The sequence below is a fragment of the Neorhizobium sp. LjRoot104 genome (assembly GCF_964253725.1).
In the GTDB taxonomy this organism is placed as follows: Bacteria; Pseudomonadota; Alphaproteobacteria; order Rhizobiales; family Rhizobiaceae; genus Neorhizobium.
This window is the reverse complement of the sequence record NZ_CAXURS020000001.1, coordinates 1,168,298-1,182,491: the sequence shown is the minus strand read 5'-3', so window position 1 is coordinate 1,182,491 and position 14,194 is coordinate 1,168,298. Positions and strand designations below refer to the sequence as shown.

Annotated in this window: 12 protein-coding genes; 6 read left to right on the top strand and 6 right to left on the bottom strand. The window is 62.2% G+C overall.

Translation table 11 applies throughout. From position 1 onward, the window contains the following. Positions 1-89 precede the first annotated feature (89 nt). Both ACSQ8R_RS06035 and ACSQ8R_RS06030 read left to right on the top strand, forming a co-directional pair. Complete coding sequence (locus tag ACSQ8R_RS06035) at positions 90-3,902, top strand: vitamin B12-dependent ribonucleotide reductase (protein WP_436252521.1); 3,813 nt, start codon at positions 90-92, stop codon at positions 3,900-3,902. A gap of 17 nt (positions 3,903-3,919) precedes the next feature. Next, the gene (locus tag ACSQ8R_RS06030; RefSeq protein WP_436252520.1) at positions 3,920-4,633 is read left to right on the top strand and encodes a hypothetical protein; all 714 of its coding nucleotides are present in this window, start codon (positions 3,920-3,922) and stop codon (positions 4,631-4,633) included. A gap of 859 nt (positions 4,634-5,492) precedes the next feature. Here the strand turns inward: ACSQ8R_RS06030 and ACSQ8R_RS06025 are convergent. After that, on the bottom strand, positions 5,493-6,134 hold the full coding sequence (locus ACSQ8R_RS06025; RefSeq protein ID WP_436252519.1) for an outer membrane protein: 642 nt from the start codon (positions 6,132-6,134) through the stop codon (positions 5,493-5,495). A 284-nt stretch (positions 6,135-6,418) separates the two neighbouring features. Beyond that, entirely contained in the window at positions 6,419-7,120 is a 702-nt protein-coding gene (locus ACSQ8R_RS06020) for a DUF1223 domain-containing protein (RefSeq protein WP_436252518.1), read from the bottom strand. A gap of 347 nt (positions 7,121-7,467) precedes the next feature. Here ACSQ8R_RS06020 and ACSQ8R_RS06015 point away from each other — a divergent pair, with 347 nt between their 5' ends. Beyond that, positions 7,468-8,388 carry a hypothetical protein gene (locus tag ACSQ8R_RS06015; protein WP_436252517.1) on the top strand — a complete coding sequence of 307 codons (921 nt, stop codon included), beginning with the start codon at positions 7,468-7,470 and terminating at the stop codon, positions 8,386-8,388. A 54-nt stretch (positions 8,389-8,442) separates the two neighbouring features. On the opposite strand, the gene ACSQ8R_RS06010 is transcribed toward ACSQ8R_RS06015, so the two are convergent. The 3 genes from ACSQ8R_RS06010 to ACSQ8R_RS06000 form a co-directional block, all read right to left on the bottom strand. Beyond that, a complete protein-coding gene (locus ACSQ8R_RS06010) occupies positions 8,443-9,228 on the bottom strand; it encodes a class I SAM-dependent methyltransferase (RefSeq protein ID WP_436252516.1) in 786 nt (261 codons plus the stop codon). Between the two features lie 133 nt (positions 9,229-9,361). After that, entirely contained in the window at positions 9,362-9,565 is a 204-nt protein-coding gene (locus ACSQ8R_RS06005) for a hypothetical protein (protein WP_436252515.1), read from the bottom strand. 16 nt (positions 9,566-9,581) lie between these two features. Further along, on the bottom strand, positions 9,582-10,532 hold the full coding sequence (locus ACSQ8R_RS06000; RefSeq protein WP_436252514.1) for a homocysteine S-methyltransferase family protein: 951 nt from the start codon (positions 10,530-10,532) through the stop codon (positions 9,582-9,584). 272 nt (positions 10,533-10,804) lie between these two features. On the opposite strand from ACSQ8R_RS06000, the gene ACSQ8R_RS05995 reads away from it, so the two are divergent. Further along, complete coding sequence (locus ACSQ8R_RS05995) at positions 10,805-11,380, top strand: TetR/AcrR family transcriptional regulator (RefSeq protein ID WP_436255389.1); 576 nt, start codon at positions 10,805-10,807, stop codon at positions 11,378-11,380. 12 nt (positions 11,381-11,392) lie between these two features. On the opposite strand, the gene ftsZ is transcribed toward ACSQ8R_RS05995, so the two are convergent. Next, positions 11,393-12,418, bottom strand: a complete 1,026-nt coding sequence (ftsZ, locus tag ACSQ8R_RS05990) for a cell division protein FtsZ (RefSeq protein ID WP_436252513.1) — start codon at positions 12,416-12,418, stop codon at positions 11,393-11,395. Positions 12,419-12,636: 218 nt separating this feature from the next. Between ftsZ and ACSQ8R_RS05985 the strand changes: the two genes are divergently transcribed. Beyond that, the gene (locus ACSQ8R_RS05985) at positions 12,637-12,855 is read left to right on the top strand and encodes a hypothetical protein (RefSeq protein ID WP_436252512.1); all 219 of its coding nucleotides are present in this window, start codon (positions 12,637-12,639) and stop codon (positions 12,853-12,855) included. A gap of 80 nt (positions 12,856-12,935) precedes the next feature. Then, complete coding sequence (locus tag ACSQ8R_RS05980; RefSeq protein WP_436252511.1) at positions 12,936-13,955, top strand: ketopantoate reductase family protein; 1,020 nt, start codon at positions 12,936-12,938, stop codon at positions 13,953-13,955. Positions 13,956-14,194 lie beyond the last annotated feature (239 nt).

The window sequence follows — 14,194 nt, the reverse complement described above, 5'->3', positions numbered from 1 at the left end:
TTCAACCGGCTGCGCGCGTCGAACGTGTGGGCTGGAGCGGCACATCTGCGCCTTACCAACGGGCGCCAACTGACGAGGGATTTAAGGCAATGCGCATCGAACGTCGTTTCACCAAGCCGGATACAGGCGCCTACGGGGAAATCGAATTCCGCAAGGGGATCAGCGAGATCCGCAATCCGGACGGCTCGATCGTCTTCCGGCTTGCCGATATCGACGTGCCGGCGCAGTTCTCCCAGGTCGCGACCGACGTTCTGGCGCAGAAGTATTTCCGCAAGGCCGGCGTTCCCAAGATCCTGAAGAAGGTCGAGGAAAACGACGTCCCCTCCTTCCTGTGGCGCTCTGTAGCTGACACGGAAGCGATGAAGGCTTTGCCGAAGGAAGAACAGTACGGTTCCGAAACCGACGCGCGCCAGGTCTTCTCGCGCCTTGCCGGCACCTGGACCTACTGGGGCTGGAAGGGCGGCTATTTCACCTCCGAAGAAGATGCCGCCGCGTTCATGGACGAGCTTGCCTACATGCTCGCCACCCAGCGCGTCGCCCCGAACTCCCCGCAATGGTTCAACACCGGCCTGCATTGGGCCTATGGCATCGACGGTCCCGGCCAGGGCCATTTCTATGTCGATCCCTTCACCGGCAAGCTCACCAAGTCGAAATCGGCCTATGAGCATCCGCAGCCGCATGCCTGCTTCATCCAGTCGGTCGAGGACGACCTCGTCAACGAAGGCGGCATCATGGACCTGTGGGTCCGCGAAGCGCGTCTCTTCAAGTACGGCTCCGGCACCGGCTCCAACTTCTCGATGCTGCGCGGCGAAGGCGAAAAGCTGTCCGGCGGCGGCCGCTCCTCCGGCCTGATGAGCTTCCTGAAAATCGGCGACCGCGCCGCCGGCGCCATCAAGTCGGGCGGCACGACGCGCCGCGCGGCCAAGATGGTCGTCGTCGATATCGACCATCCGGATATCGAGGAATACATCAACTGGAAGGTCAAGGAAGAGCAGAAGGTGGCGGCCCTCGTCACCGGCTCCAAGATCGTCTCCAGGCACCTTAAGGCCATCATGAAGGCCTGCCTCAACTGCGAAGGCGGTTCGGGCGACGATTGCTTCGACCCGGCCAAGAACCCGGCGCTGAAGCGCGAGATCAAGGCCGCCAAGAAGGACCAGGTTCCGGAAAACTACGTCGGCCGCGTCATCCAGTTCGCCCGCCAGGGCTACAAGGACCTGGAATTCAAGACCTATGACACGGACTGGGATTCGGAAGCCTATCTCACCGTCTCCGGCCAGAATTCCAACAACTCGGTCTCGCTGAAGGACGACTTTCTCCGCGCCGTCGAGCAGGACGGCGACTGGAACCTGACCGCCCGCAAGGACGGCCGCGTGATGAAGACGCTGAAGGCCAAGGACCTCTGGGAACAGATCTCCTACGCCGCCTGGGCGTCCGCCGATCCGGGCATCCACTTCAACTCGACGATGAACGACTGGCACACGTCGCCGGCCGGCGGCCCGATCCGCGGCTCGAACCCGTGCTCGGAATACATGTTCCTCGACGACACGGCCTGCAACCTCGCTTCCATGAACCTCCTGCAGTTCAAGGACAAGGCGACCGCCCGCATCAACATCGCCGATTACGAACATGCGACGCGCCTGTGGACCGTCGTGCTCGAAATCTCGGTGATGATGGCGCAGTTCCCCTCGCGCCAGATCGCCGAACTCTCCTACCAGTACCGCACGCTCGGCCTCGGCTACGCCAATATCGGCGGCCTGCTGATGTCGACCGGCATCGCCTATGACTCGGCCGAGGGCCGCGCCATCGCCGGCTCGCTGACCGCGATCATGACCGGTATTTCCTACGCCACCTCGGCCGAAATGGCCTCGGAGCTCGGTCCCTTCCCGAACTACGCCCCGAACCGCGACAGCATGCTGCGGGTTATCCGCAACCATCGCCGCGCCGCCCATGGCGAGACCTCCGGCTATGAACAGCTTTCGGTCAACCCGGTCGCCCTAATCCATTCGGAAAACCCGGACCAGGATCTGGTCGCCCATGCCAAGGCCGCCTGGGACAAGGCGCTTGTCCTCGGCGAACAGCACGGCTACCGCAACGCGCAGGTCTCGGTCATCGCCCCGACCGGCACGATCGGCCTGGTGATGGATTGCGACACCACCGGCATCGAGCCCGATTTCGCGCTCGTCAAGTTCAAGAAGCTCGCCGGCGGCGGCTACTGGAAGATCATCAACGGCGCCGTACCGGAAGCGCTGCGCACGCTCGGTTACACCGAAAGCCAGATCGCCGAGATCGAGGCATACGCCGTCGGCCACGGCAACCTCAACCAGGCGCCCGGCATCAACCCCGGCTCGCTGAAGGCCAAGGGCTTCACCGACGAGAAGATCGAAGCGATCAACAGCGCCACCAAGGCGGCCTTCGACATCAAGTTCGTCTTCAACCAGTGGACGCTTGGCGCCGACTTCCTGAAGAACACGCTGAAGGTCAGCGACGAACAGCTCGCCGACATGAGCTTCAACCTGCTCGAACATATCGGCTTCTCCAAGAAGGACATCGAAGCGGCCAACATCCACGTCTGCGGCGCGATGACGCTGGAAGGTGCTCCCTTCCTCAAGGCCGAACATCTTCCGGTCTTCGATTGCGCCAATCCCTGCGGCAAGATCGGCAAGCGTTATCTCTCGGTCGAAAGCCATATCCGCATGATGGCGGCCGCCCAGCCGTTCATCTCGGGTGCGATCTCCAAGACGATCAACATGCCGAACGACGCGACCGTCGAGGATTGCGGTTCCGCCTACATGCTGTCCTGGAAGCTCGGCCTGAAGGCCAACGCGCTTTACCGCGACGGCTCGAAGCTCTCGCAGCCGCTCAACTCGTCGCTGATCGACGAGGACGACGCCGAAGACGCCGTCGAGGAACTGCTGGCCCAGCCGGCAGCCGCCCAGGCGGTGACGATCACCGAAAAGATCGTCGAGCGGATCATCGAAAAGGTGGTCCGCCACCAGGAAAAGCTGCCCGGCCGCCGCAAGGGTTATACCCAGAAGGCGAAGATCGGCGGTCACACGATCTTCCTGCGCACCGGCGAATACGACGACGGCCGCCTCGGCGAAATCTTCCTCGACATGAACAAGGAAGGTTCGGCGCTGCGCGCCTTCATCAACAACTTCGCGATCTCCGTCTCGCTCGGCCTGCAGTATGGCGTGCCGCTCGAGGAATATGTCGATGCCTTCACCTTCACCAAGTTCGAACCGGCCGGCATCGTCACGGGCAATGACGCGATCAAGAACGCCACCTCGATCCTCGACTACGTGTTCCGCGAACTGGCGATCTCCTATCTCGGCCGCCACGACCTCGCGCATGTCGATACGTCCGACTTCTCCAACACCGCGCTCGGCCGCGGCGTTTCGGAAGGCAAGGCGGATGTGGTCTCCAAGGGCCTGACCCGCGGCTACAAGCCGACGCTCGTTTCCGGCACCGGCGGCGACCGCCCGGCCGCCGAGATCAAGGGCTCGGCCACCGCTGCCCCCGCCCGCGCGTCCTCCGGCACCAACGTCACCGCCTTTGCGGGTGCCGCCGCCCGCAAGCTGGAACCGACGGTCGCCATCTCCACCTCCGAAATCGTCTCCTTCAAGCGGGACTACGAGGAGCGCGCCAAGGAACTCGCCGAAGAGATCGTCGAGGAACTGGCCGAAGAACAGGCCGCCACGACAGCCCTCTTCTCCGACAAGGCAGCGGACGAAGCAGCAACCGCCAAGACGGAAGCCAAGAAGGTGGAAAACGAACGCCGCATGCGCTCGATTGCCCAGGGGTATACGGGGAACATGTGCGGCGAGTGCCAGAACTTCACCATGGTTCGGAACGGGACCTGCGAGAAGTGCGACACTTGCGGTGCTACGAGCGGGTGCAGCTGAGCTGACAAAGCGCTCCGATGAGCATCTTTGACGAGAGTGAAGTAGAGGCGGGCCATCATCGGCTCGCCTCTGCCGTTTCTGCTCAGGTCGATGTTCTTGTGGCCTCGGTTGATCTTATCCGCAAAGCACTGCTTCATCAGGATATCGCGAGGGCCGATCCGGAAGAACACGCAGATTATCTGGCTATTTCGCAACTTGGCTTTCGTGCCGTGAACCACGTTGGTGCGGCAACAGAACTGCTAGATTGTGGATATTTCGTTCAGGCTGCTGGCCTGCTCCGCGACATTGCTGAAATAGGAATGCTCGCGCTGTATTTCACTGAAGTCCCTGAAGATGTGCGCCAATGGCGAAAGCTCACCGGCAAGGATCAGTGGAAAAAATTTGGCCCTATGAAGCTCAACGCCAAGCCTCAGCTGAAAGACAGCGCACGGTTTGCTTTTCTGTACGAGAAATTTCACTTCTTTTCAGATTACGGCACACATCCATCATCGACATCAATAATAGCTCACCATGATGGCAATCGATTCCACATCGGCCCGCACATCAATAAGCGACTTTATGTGAATACCTATAGCGACCTAGCCAATCTGACGTGGCACACCACCGACGCATGCGGCGATGCGTATTTCAGCATATTTAACGTGTCTGCTGCTGACCTCTACCCGACAGAAACGCGACGTTTCATAGAAACTTGGAATGGAATTGCGCCACCACTTGGTCCCTTAGTCTGAACATATTCAAAGAATGCCAGCGGTGCCGCAGACGCCCTATCTCCCCCCTTGCAGGGGAGAATGGAATTTTAACATCTTAGCTTCAGCTAAATGTCAGAAATTCCAAGAGGGGCCCGACGTCGGCGCCAACCGCAAATCCCCTCACCTAAAAAATCTGGCACTTAGCTGAAGCTAAGTACCGACTTTTCTTCCTCCCCCGCAGGGTGCGAGGTAGCCCGCAGCACCGTTGCGTCAAAACGATTGGGCCACGTGAGACGAGGCATCTCTGCCCAGCAACCAGCCAACCTCAAAGCAACCATCTATAGCTGTAGTCGGTTCGTAGAGCCACGCATCGGAATCGCCTAGCTATTTCCTCATCGAACAACGGGAAGATGGATATGGCGACGTGTAGGGATACGAACGGTGACACTTGGGAGATCTACCAAAGCGGTACCCAGTGGCGCTGGAAGCGTACAGCATCCAATGGGAAGGTCGTGGGGGCCTCAACAGAATCTTACGTGAATAAAAGCGACTGCATCGCCAATGCTAAACGGAATGGCATGACGTGCAATCCGGTCTGATTGGTCGGGTGCGGATCTCTCTTGAGGCACCCCCACCAACCCAAGCTCTCCCTCATTCCTGTGCTTGTCACAGGAATCCAGCAGCGCCGCGTCTGCGGCGCGACAGACTCTCTTCAAATTTGGCAACGCGAGAAACCGATAGGCCCCTTCTCGCCGTGCAGACGCACGGCGGCTGGATACCTGTGACAGGCATAGGGATGAGGGAGGAGAGGACATCGCCTCGCATCAAAAAAAGGCACCCTGTCTTGCGACGAGGTGCCGATCTTTTCGCTTTCTCCCATCAAAGGGAAAGGCAAATCCTAGAACTTGTAGTTCACGCCAGCCTTCAACGTCTGATCCCGCACATCGGTGCGCGAGGAAACGCCGCCCGATGAGCTGCGGACGTCGTTGGTCATGGTGTAATTGTATTCGAAGCGGGCCGAGAGGTTGTCGGTGAGCTTCTGCTCGACGCCGGCGCCCAGGACCCAACCCGGCTTCCAGCCGTCCGGACCGGAGGTGCCGTTCTTGCCGCCGAAGCTGGTGAGCGCGACGCCGGCGGTGCCGTAGACGAGCGTCTGGTTCAAGCCGACGCCGGCCTTGGCCTTGGCCGCCACGCGGCCCTTTTCCGTGATCTTGCCGCCGGGCACGCGGCTTTCCACGTTGCCGAGATGGGAGGCTTCGATTTCCGCGCCGACGACGCCGGAATCGAGGTCCATGTTGTAGCCGCCGTGAACGCCGAGAACGAGGCCCTTGTCGCCATCGAACGGGTTCAGCTTGCGGGATGCCATGCCGAGATCGGCACCGACATAGGCGCCACCCCAGCCGGCCTTCGGCGCGCCGGCAGGTTCGTTATAGGCCGGCGGCTCCGAATAGGGCGCCAGGTCGGCGGCCCAGAGGGGCGTGGCAACGGGCATGATGGAGAATGCGGCGAAGATCGCCAGGGCGAAGGGCTTCTTGTTCATGGTCTTGGCTTTACTCCGTACAGCACCTGCGTCGCGAACACATGCAGGCGGTTACTCAAAGGTTACGCACCGCGCGGCAGTCACGGTCATCCCAACCAAGCCCCTCAGGCCCGGACCGCCGGCAAGTATCCATTCATTTTTCACGAATTCATAAACACTTCCTTAACTCGCCAGCCGCTTCCGCGAACCACCCGATCAACAAGTGTAACAGTGTCGGGAGCGGGCTCCCGCGCCGCGGTGAGATGAAGCGAGCAGCCGACAGCAGCGTGGGCCGGGATACAGCGTCAATCCGTCACCGCAGCAAGAATTTGGCCGCCATTGCGCTCCTGAACGAGCAGAGCCCGTTTCTGGTTGGATTTTGCCGCGGGGATCGTCAGGCTTTGCGGCTTGCCGTTCCAGAATCCGAGATGGGTCAGTTCACGCACCACATGGGCATGCGGCAATGTCTCGCCGGCGTTTTCGCCGCGTGCGACAGGAACCTTCACGAGGCCCGCATCGTAACGGACCAGCCAGATATCAGCGGTCGAACCAGGTTTGCCGCCGCCGTCGATCGAGACCGTATCGCCCTTCAGGCTGACCGCCGGCCCGGCGAGCGGCTTTTCGGCGGCGATCAGGCCGCGAACCTCGCCGAGATCCTGGCCGACTGTCGAGGTGCGGCCATTGATGACCATCTGCGGCGTGAACGGGCTAGAATGCCCCAGCGCCGGCTCGTAGGTCACCTGGCGCCGGGTAAATTCCTCGCGACCGAAGATGTCTTTCCAGCCGAGATAATCCCAGTAGGTCACGGCGAAGCTGAGCGCCAGGATGTTGGGATCGCCGCTCAGCTTGACCAGATTGGCATTGGCGGGCGGACAGGACGAGCAGCCCTGGCTGGTGAACAACTCGACCACGACCGGATTTTGCGCGCCGGCCAAGGCTGAGGCGGCGCCGATCAGGCCAAGCGATGCGGCGGCGATCGCGATACGGAACGAATTCAGGTTTTTCACGGGGATGCTCCTTGCAGCATTGCCATCGCAGCTTCATTCGCGCGGGCTCGCGTCCCGGTTACAGGCTCACGGTTTAGTGACCCTCGGAATCGCCGAGCGGTTCGCAAGCGCCGCCGCACGTCGTGCTGGTGGCCGGCAATCCATCCGGCGGTTGCGAAAAACCCCTAAATATTCACGGGTCAGGAACCAATGGGCAGCCGGCGTGTTGGAAGAGCGCAATTTCAAACCAACAAACCGTTATCTTTCAGGAGGTTCACCATGGGACGCGGCATTCTGCTCTGGCTTCTCGGCATCCCGCTGCCGATCGTCATCCTTCTCGTTCTCTTCATGCGTTGAGGAGGCGGGAAATGCCCATTTCATCCATAGGCTCCGCGGTCGCAACTCCCGTGGAGTCGTCGAAATCCGCGATCGCATGGGGGCCGATTTTCGGCGGCGCGGTGGCTGCCACCGGCATCAGCCTCATCCTCATCCTTTTCGGCTCCGGTCTCGGTCTCACGATGGTCTCCCCCTGGTCGGGTGAAAGCAGTTCGGCCGCCACTGTCGGCATCAGCGCGGCAATCTGGCTGGTGGTGGTGCAATGGCTGTCGGCAGCGCTCGGCGGATATCTGACCGGCCGGCTGCGCACCAAATGGGCCGCCGTTCACACCGACGAGGTATTCTTCCGCGATACCGCCCATGGTTTCGTATCCTGGGCCGTGGCGACGGTCTTCGTCGCGGGCTTCCTCGCCTCGTCGCTCGGCTCGCTCGTCGGCGCCGGCGCACAGGCCGTCGGTTCGGCAGCGGCAACCGCCGGAGTTGCGGGATCGGCAGCGGCGGCGTCCGCTTCCTCCGACAATGCGTCGGGAGGCGCCGACATGGCGACGTCCTATTTCACCGATGCGCTCCTGCGTCCGCAACAGGCCCAGGCCCGCGCCCAGAAAGACGATGGGGCGGCAACCGCGGAAGTGTCGCGCATTCTGCTCAACGGCGCCGTCCAGGGCGGGGTGCCGGAAGACGACAAGGCCTATCTGGCAACGATCGTCGCGGCCCGTACCGGCCTTTCGCCGCAGGATGCCCGCGCCCGCGTCGATGCGGTCCTGAAGCGGATCGAGGACGCCAAGGTCGCCGCCCAGCAGGCCGCGGACGAGGCCCGCAAGGCGGCCGCCACGACCGCAATGGTCGGCTCGCTGTCGCTGCTCGTCGGCGCCTTCATTGCATCGGCGGCAGCCGCACTCGGCGGCCGTCAGCGGGACGAGGAGGAAGACCTGCTCGTCGCGACACACTACTGAACGCCACGATCACGATGGAGCGGCCATGCGAGGGCCTGGCCGCTCTTTCGCGTCTCAAGGCTTGACGGCGCGGATGTGCAGGAAGATCGGCGCGACACGGGTATCGGCGACGACCGGCTCGGCCAGCGCCACCTCCTCGGAGGCCATCGGCTCGCCAAAGGCCTCGATCACCAGCCCGGCGCCGACGACCATCGATACCCAGGTGGTCAGCGTCCGGTGGAAACGCGGCACCGCAAACGGCGTCAGCTTCGCCCGTTCCTCGGCCGGGATTTCCGAAAACAGCCAGCGTTCGATCCGCCCGTCCGTCTCGTCGAAATAATCGGCGACCTGCACTGCCACGGCCTCGCCCCTCTCGTCGCGGATGTTCCTGCGCGTCGGCGGCACGAAACAGGGATGCAGGATCGAGAACTGCAGGAAACCGCCCGGCTTCAGCACGCGGTGGACCCCCTTGAGCACCTCGCGCTGGTCGGCCATGTCCATCATCGACATGAAGGCGGTGACGAAATCGAAGCTCTCGTCCGGGAAATCGATCCCCTGCCCGTCACCGAGCACGTAGGTGATGCCGAGCGGATCGGCAGCCTCGGTTTCGCGGGCGAAACGAACGAAGGTCGGGGCGATGTCCAGCCCGCTCATCTCGGCCCCGAGGCGGGCGACGGCGCGGGTATTGGTACCCTCGCCGCAGCCGAGATCGAGGCCTTTCAATCCGGCAACCGGCGGCAGCATGTCGAGAAAGGCCGGCGTGTTCAGCGCATCGCGGTATTTGTCGTAACCGGCACGCGAATAGATCGTCCAGGTCTCGGCATTGCTCTCCCAATGGGCGCCGACATCAGTCGCATCCATGCTCGTCCTCCTCTCAATCGTCGAATGGGCCGCGAGCTATACCCCCACGCGATGACAGTGGAAAGACGGAAATGGAAAAGCCTCCCGGCGGTCGAAACCGCCGGAAGGCATTTGCAAGAACTCGTCTCTGCGGTCAAAAACCGGGAAAGCGGTTGCGGTGGAAACGGTACACGTCCTCGCGAAAGCCGATATCGCGCAGCAGGTGCTCGTCGATCATCGGCAGGGTCTTGAGCCTCGCCCGGCCACGCTCGCCATCGGCATCCTCCACCGAGGCGAACGGACTGAGCCAGCGGCCGGAAATCACGGCGATGGCGCTCAGCAATGTCGTTGCAGGCATGCTCCTCCCTCCCCCCTCAGGCTGCCGCCGCCGGCAGGCAGGCGTCGCAGATCGCCTGCAGATGCCGGTGGTCGGTGCCGCAGCAGCCGCCGAGCACCCGCATTGCCGGATAGTTCTGCCTGAGCGAGCGGTAGCGGGCGCCAAGGTCGAGCGGGTCGCCGATATCCAGTTCCGTCGACTCGTCGAGCTCCTGATGGCTCTTGGCGGACGCATTGGCGCGGATGCCGGAGATCCGCTTCACCCAGTTTTCGCCGCGGGAAAGAGCGTGCTCGAAATGGGTCGGGTGGGCACAGTTGACCATGTAGTAGGCCGCGTAGCCCTCCGTCGCCGCATCGGTTTCCTCGATCGCCGCCCGCAATGTCTTGCCGTTGACCAACCGGCCGTCCGTCTCGACCGTGAAGGAGACGATACAGGGCATGCCGACGCGCCTCGACGCCCGGACGATGCCAATCGCCTCGCCGATATTGTTCATGGTGATCGCCGAAATCATGTCGGCCTCGCTCTCGGCAAAGGCTTCAGCCTGGAAAGCATGGTAGTCCTCCGCCGCATGAGGCTCCATGTTGCCGTCCTTGTAGCCGTCACCACGCGGTCCGACGACGCCGTTGAGGACGATCGGCCGACCCGGCCGCTCCCAGAGCCGGCGCAGTTCTTCGACATATTCCACCGCGCGGATATTGATCGCCCTCAGAGCGTCGCGATCGTAACCGAGCTGCGGCCCCCAGTCCGCATTTGCCCGCCAGGTCGGCGTGTCGAGGATGAAGCCGAGGCTGTGTTGGCGGGCGATCGCCAGATAGGCTTCATAATAAGCGGTCAATTCCTCGCGGCCCGCGGCGTCGTCGAGCAGCGGAAAAGCCGCGAAGGCCGGAAGGTCGATGCCGCGATGGAAGACCAGCGTCGTTTCCAGCCCTCCGTCGGAAAGAAAATCGCCGCTCTTGATCTGCGGCAGGTCGTGGCGATACTTGGCCATCGTCTGTCTCCTGTGGTAAACATGGCAAGCGGGTCCCGGATGTTGTTCCCGGCCGCTCGGTGAATGACCGTTTTTCGCAGATTTAGGTGCTGGGCTTCTAGTAAGCTCATGGTACAGCCGAGCATACTTTTTAAATTTGTCTGAATTTACGGGAGGTTAGCATGTCTGAAAGGGCGGAAAATCTCAACGCTGCCGCGCTGAGGCAGCGCGAAACTGTACCAACGGTCAAGTCTTCGGAAACCCGCAAGGGCGCAGCCACCCGTGATCGCATCATGGAAATCGCGGAAGCGTCCGTGCTCAACAAGGGGTTTGCCGCCACATCGATCGACGAACTGATCGCCGAAGCCGGCATTACCAAGAGCGGGTTCTTCTACCATTTCAAGGACAAGAACGAGCTGGCGCGCGAGATGCTGCGCCGCTATGTCGCCGAAAACGACCAGGTCTTCGACGATATGTTCGGCCGGGCCCGGGAACTCAGCGACGATCCGCTGCAGGCTTTTCTACTGGGGCTGAAGTTCCTGAGCGAGTTGGTGCGCGATCTGCCGGGCGGCCATCCAGGCTGCCTGATCGCCGCGGTCTGCTATCAGGAGCGGCTCTTCGATCATGAAGTATTGAAGCTGAACTCGGATTCGATACGATCCTGGAACGCGCGGTTCCTCGAATATATCGAGGAGATCGCCGAGGTCTATCCGCCCCGCGAACCGGTCGCTCTGGCAGATGTGGCGAACATGCTGTCCTGCATCATGGATGGGGCGATCATCATGTCGAAAGCGCTGAAGGACCCCAGGCAACTGGAGCGGCAGATGCTTGCCTACCGCTCCTATATAAAGCTGCTGTTCTCGAGATAGGCGAACCGGACGTTACTGCAGCGTGCGCTGGAAAGACTGCATGTCCGCCTGAGTGCCCGGAGCGACCCCCGCTTCGCCGCCGTCGAGGCCGGTCGCGACGACCGAGACCCGGAACTTGCCATCGAGACTGCGGTCGAAGATCGCGCCGACGACGATGTCGGCGTCGTCCATGACTTCGTCGCGGATGCGGCTGGCCGCTTCGTCCACCTCGAACAGCGTCATGTCGGAGCCGCCCGAGATCGAGATCAGCACCCCCTTGGCGCCCTTCATCGAGATGTCGTCGAGCAGCGGGTTGGCGATCGCGGCTTCGGCGGCCAGCAGCGCGCGGCCGTCGCCGGAGGCTTCGCCGGTGCCCATCATTGCCCGGCCCATGCCCTTCATCACCGACTTCACGTCGGCGAAATCGAGGTTGATAAGGCCTTCCTTGACGATCAGGTCGGTGATGCAGCCAACGCCGGCAAACAGCACCTTGTCGGCAGTCATGAACGCGTCCGCAAACGTGGTCTTGGCATCGGCGATGCGGAACAGGTTCTGGTTCGGGATGACGATGACGGTGTCGGCGGCGCGGCGCAGTTCCTCGATGCCGGCATCGGCCGTCTTCATGCGACGGTTGCCTTCGAAGGTGAAGGGCTTGGTGACGACGCCGACGGTGAGGATGCCGGCATTGCGGGCAGCATGGGCGATGACCGGTGCGGCACCGGTGCCCGTGCCACCGCCCATGCCGGCCGTCACGAAGCACATGTGCGAGCCGGAGAGATGATCCATGATCTCATCGATCGACTCCTCCGCGGCAGCCCGACCGATCTCCGGCAGCGAGCCTGCGCCGAGGCCTTCGGTCACATGGGCGCCGAGCTGGATACGCCGCGATGCCTTGGACGTTGCGAGAACCTGCGCGTCGGTATTGGCGGCGATGAAATCGACGCCCTCCAGCTCCTCGGCGATCATGTTGTTGATGGCGTTGCCGCCGCCGCCGCCGACGCCGATCACGGTGATCTTCGGCCGCATCTCGGTAATCTGATATTTCTTGCCGTCCGTCATCGCAATCTCCTTGGCATCGGCACCCGCCGCGTGGGCGGCCTGGTGGCGCCCGAATCACATGTATTTTAGCTGGGCAACAAGGCAGAGGCTTGGCGAAAGAACAAGCTCCGCTGCATAGAAAGCCGCTGAGTGAAATTTTCCACAAGTTGAATGGAACCTTTTTCGGCCACGGCAATTGAGAGGATTCGATCACAAAAGAGAGAGGAGCCCAGCGTATCATGCCTACGTCCGCTGCACGTACGTCCATCGCCCCGCCGGATGACCATATCCTCACCGTTCAGGAGGCTCTCGAACCGCTCTTTCTTGCGCTCGAAGAGGAAGCGGAGATCAAGATGATTGCCGCCGCCGTCAAGGCCGGCTGGTCGGTGGAGGACGCCGTCACCGCGATCGACGAGCTTCGCCGGACAGAGCTCGTGTCCGACGGCTGGGCCCATTGATCCATCACAAAAACTCGTTCGCCTGCGCGCCGAAGATGTCCTAGACCTGCCGCACTGCATACAGCTCTGGCGAGGACATCATGAGCATAAGGAATATCTGCATCTACGGGGCCGGCGCGCTTGGCGGCGCGTTCGCGACGAAGATCGCGAGCAGCCTCGGCGCGGAGGCGAATGTCTCCGTCGTGGCCCGCGGCGCACATCTCGCCGCCATTCGCGAAAAAGGCCTGACCGTCGAGCGGGGCGGCGACACCCCGCTGCTCCATGCGCGTGTGACCGCCACCAGCGACCCGTCGGAGCTGCCGAAGCAGGACCTGATCGTCACCGGCCTCAAAGGACACCAGCTTGCGGATGCAGCCGAAGGCCTTGCCGGCCTTCTGAAGGAAGGCACGCGGGTGATCATGATCCTCAACGGCATTCCCTGGTGGTATTTCCATCGGGATTCCGAAAGCGGGCATGCGGAACGACAGCTTCCGGAACTCGACCCAGAGGGCAAGCTCTGGCGGCTGGTGGGGCCGGAACGTGTTATCGGCTGCGTCGCCTATCAGGGCGCCGAGGTAACCGAGCCCGGCACCATTCGCCTCAATGGCGACGGCCGCTTTTTCTTCGGCGAGCCCTCAGGCGAGCTTTCGCCCGACCTTGTGTCGATCTCCGAGCTTTTTGGACGCGCCGGCCTCAACATCATCCCGACCCAGCGGATCCGCGACGCGATCTGGACCAAGCTGATGGGCAATGCCGCCTACAATCCGATCAGCGCGCTCACCCGGGGCCGGATGAACAGCATCATGGACAATGCGCCGCTCGCCGCCCAGGTCGGCAAGGTGATGACGGAAACCAGGGCCGTCGGCGAGGCGCTCGGCGCCGTCTTCAGCGGAAGCGTCGATGAACAGCTCAGCCGCTCTGGCGGTTTCGGCCCCGTCAGGACTTCGATGCTGCAGGACCTGCTTGCCGGCAAGGCGCTGGAGATCGTTCCGCTGACCGGCATGGTGGTGGCGCTCGGAAAGCTTGCCGGTGTGCCGACACCGACCTGCGAAACGGTGCTGGCGCTGACCATCCAGCTCGACCGGGAAACCCAGCTGGAGCGCGAAAGCCTCAGAAACTGATTCAAGGATTTCTGAACTGGAATCCGCAAACCCGGACAACAGATTGAAAAATAGAGACTATGCCGTCGCCGGCAGCCCGGACCTCAAATTCATCTCGAAAAGAAAATCCCGCCGCGAGGAGACGGCGGGACAGGCAGATTGGAGGTCAAAATACTATTCTTTTGCGGCGGCTGCAGGGGACGAAAGCCGCCTGATTGTCTTCAGCGCAGCGCGGGGATGGTGCCGGCTGAAGTTGGTCT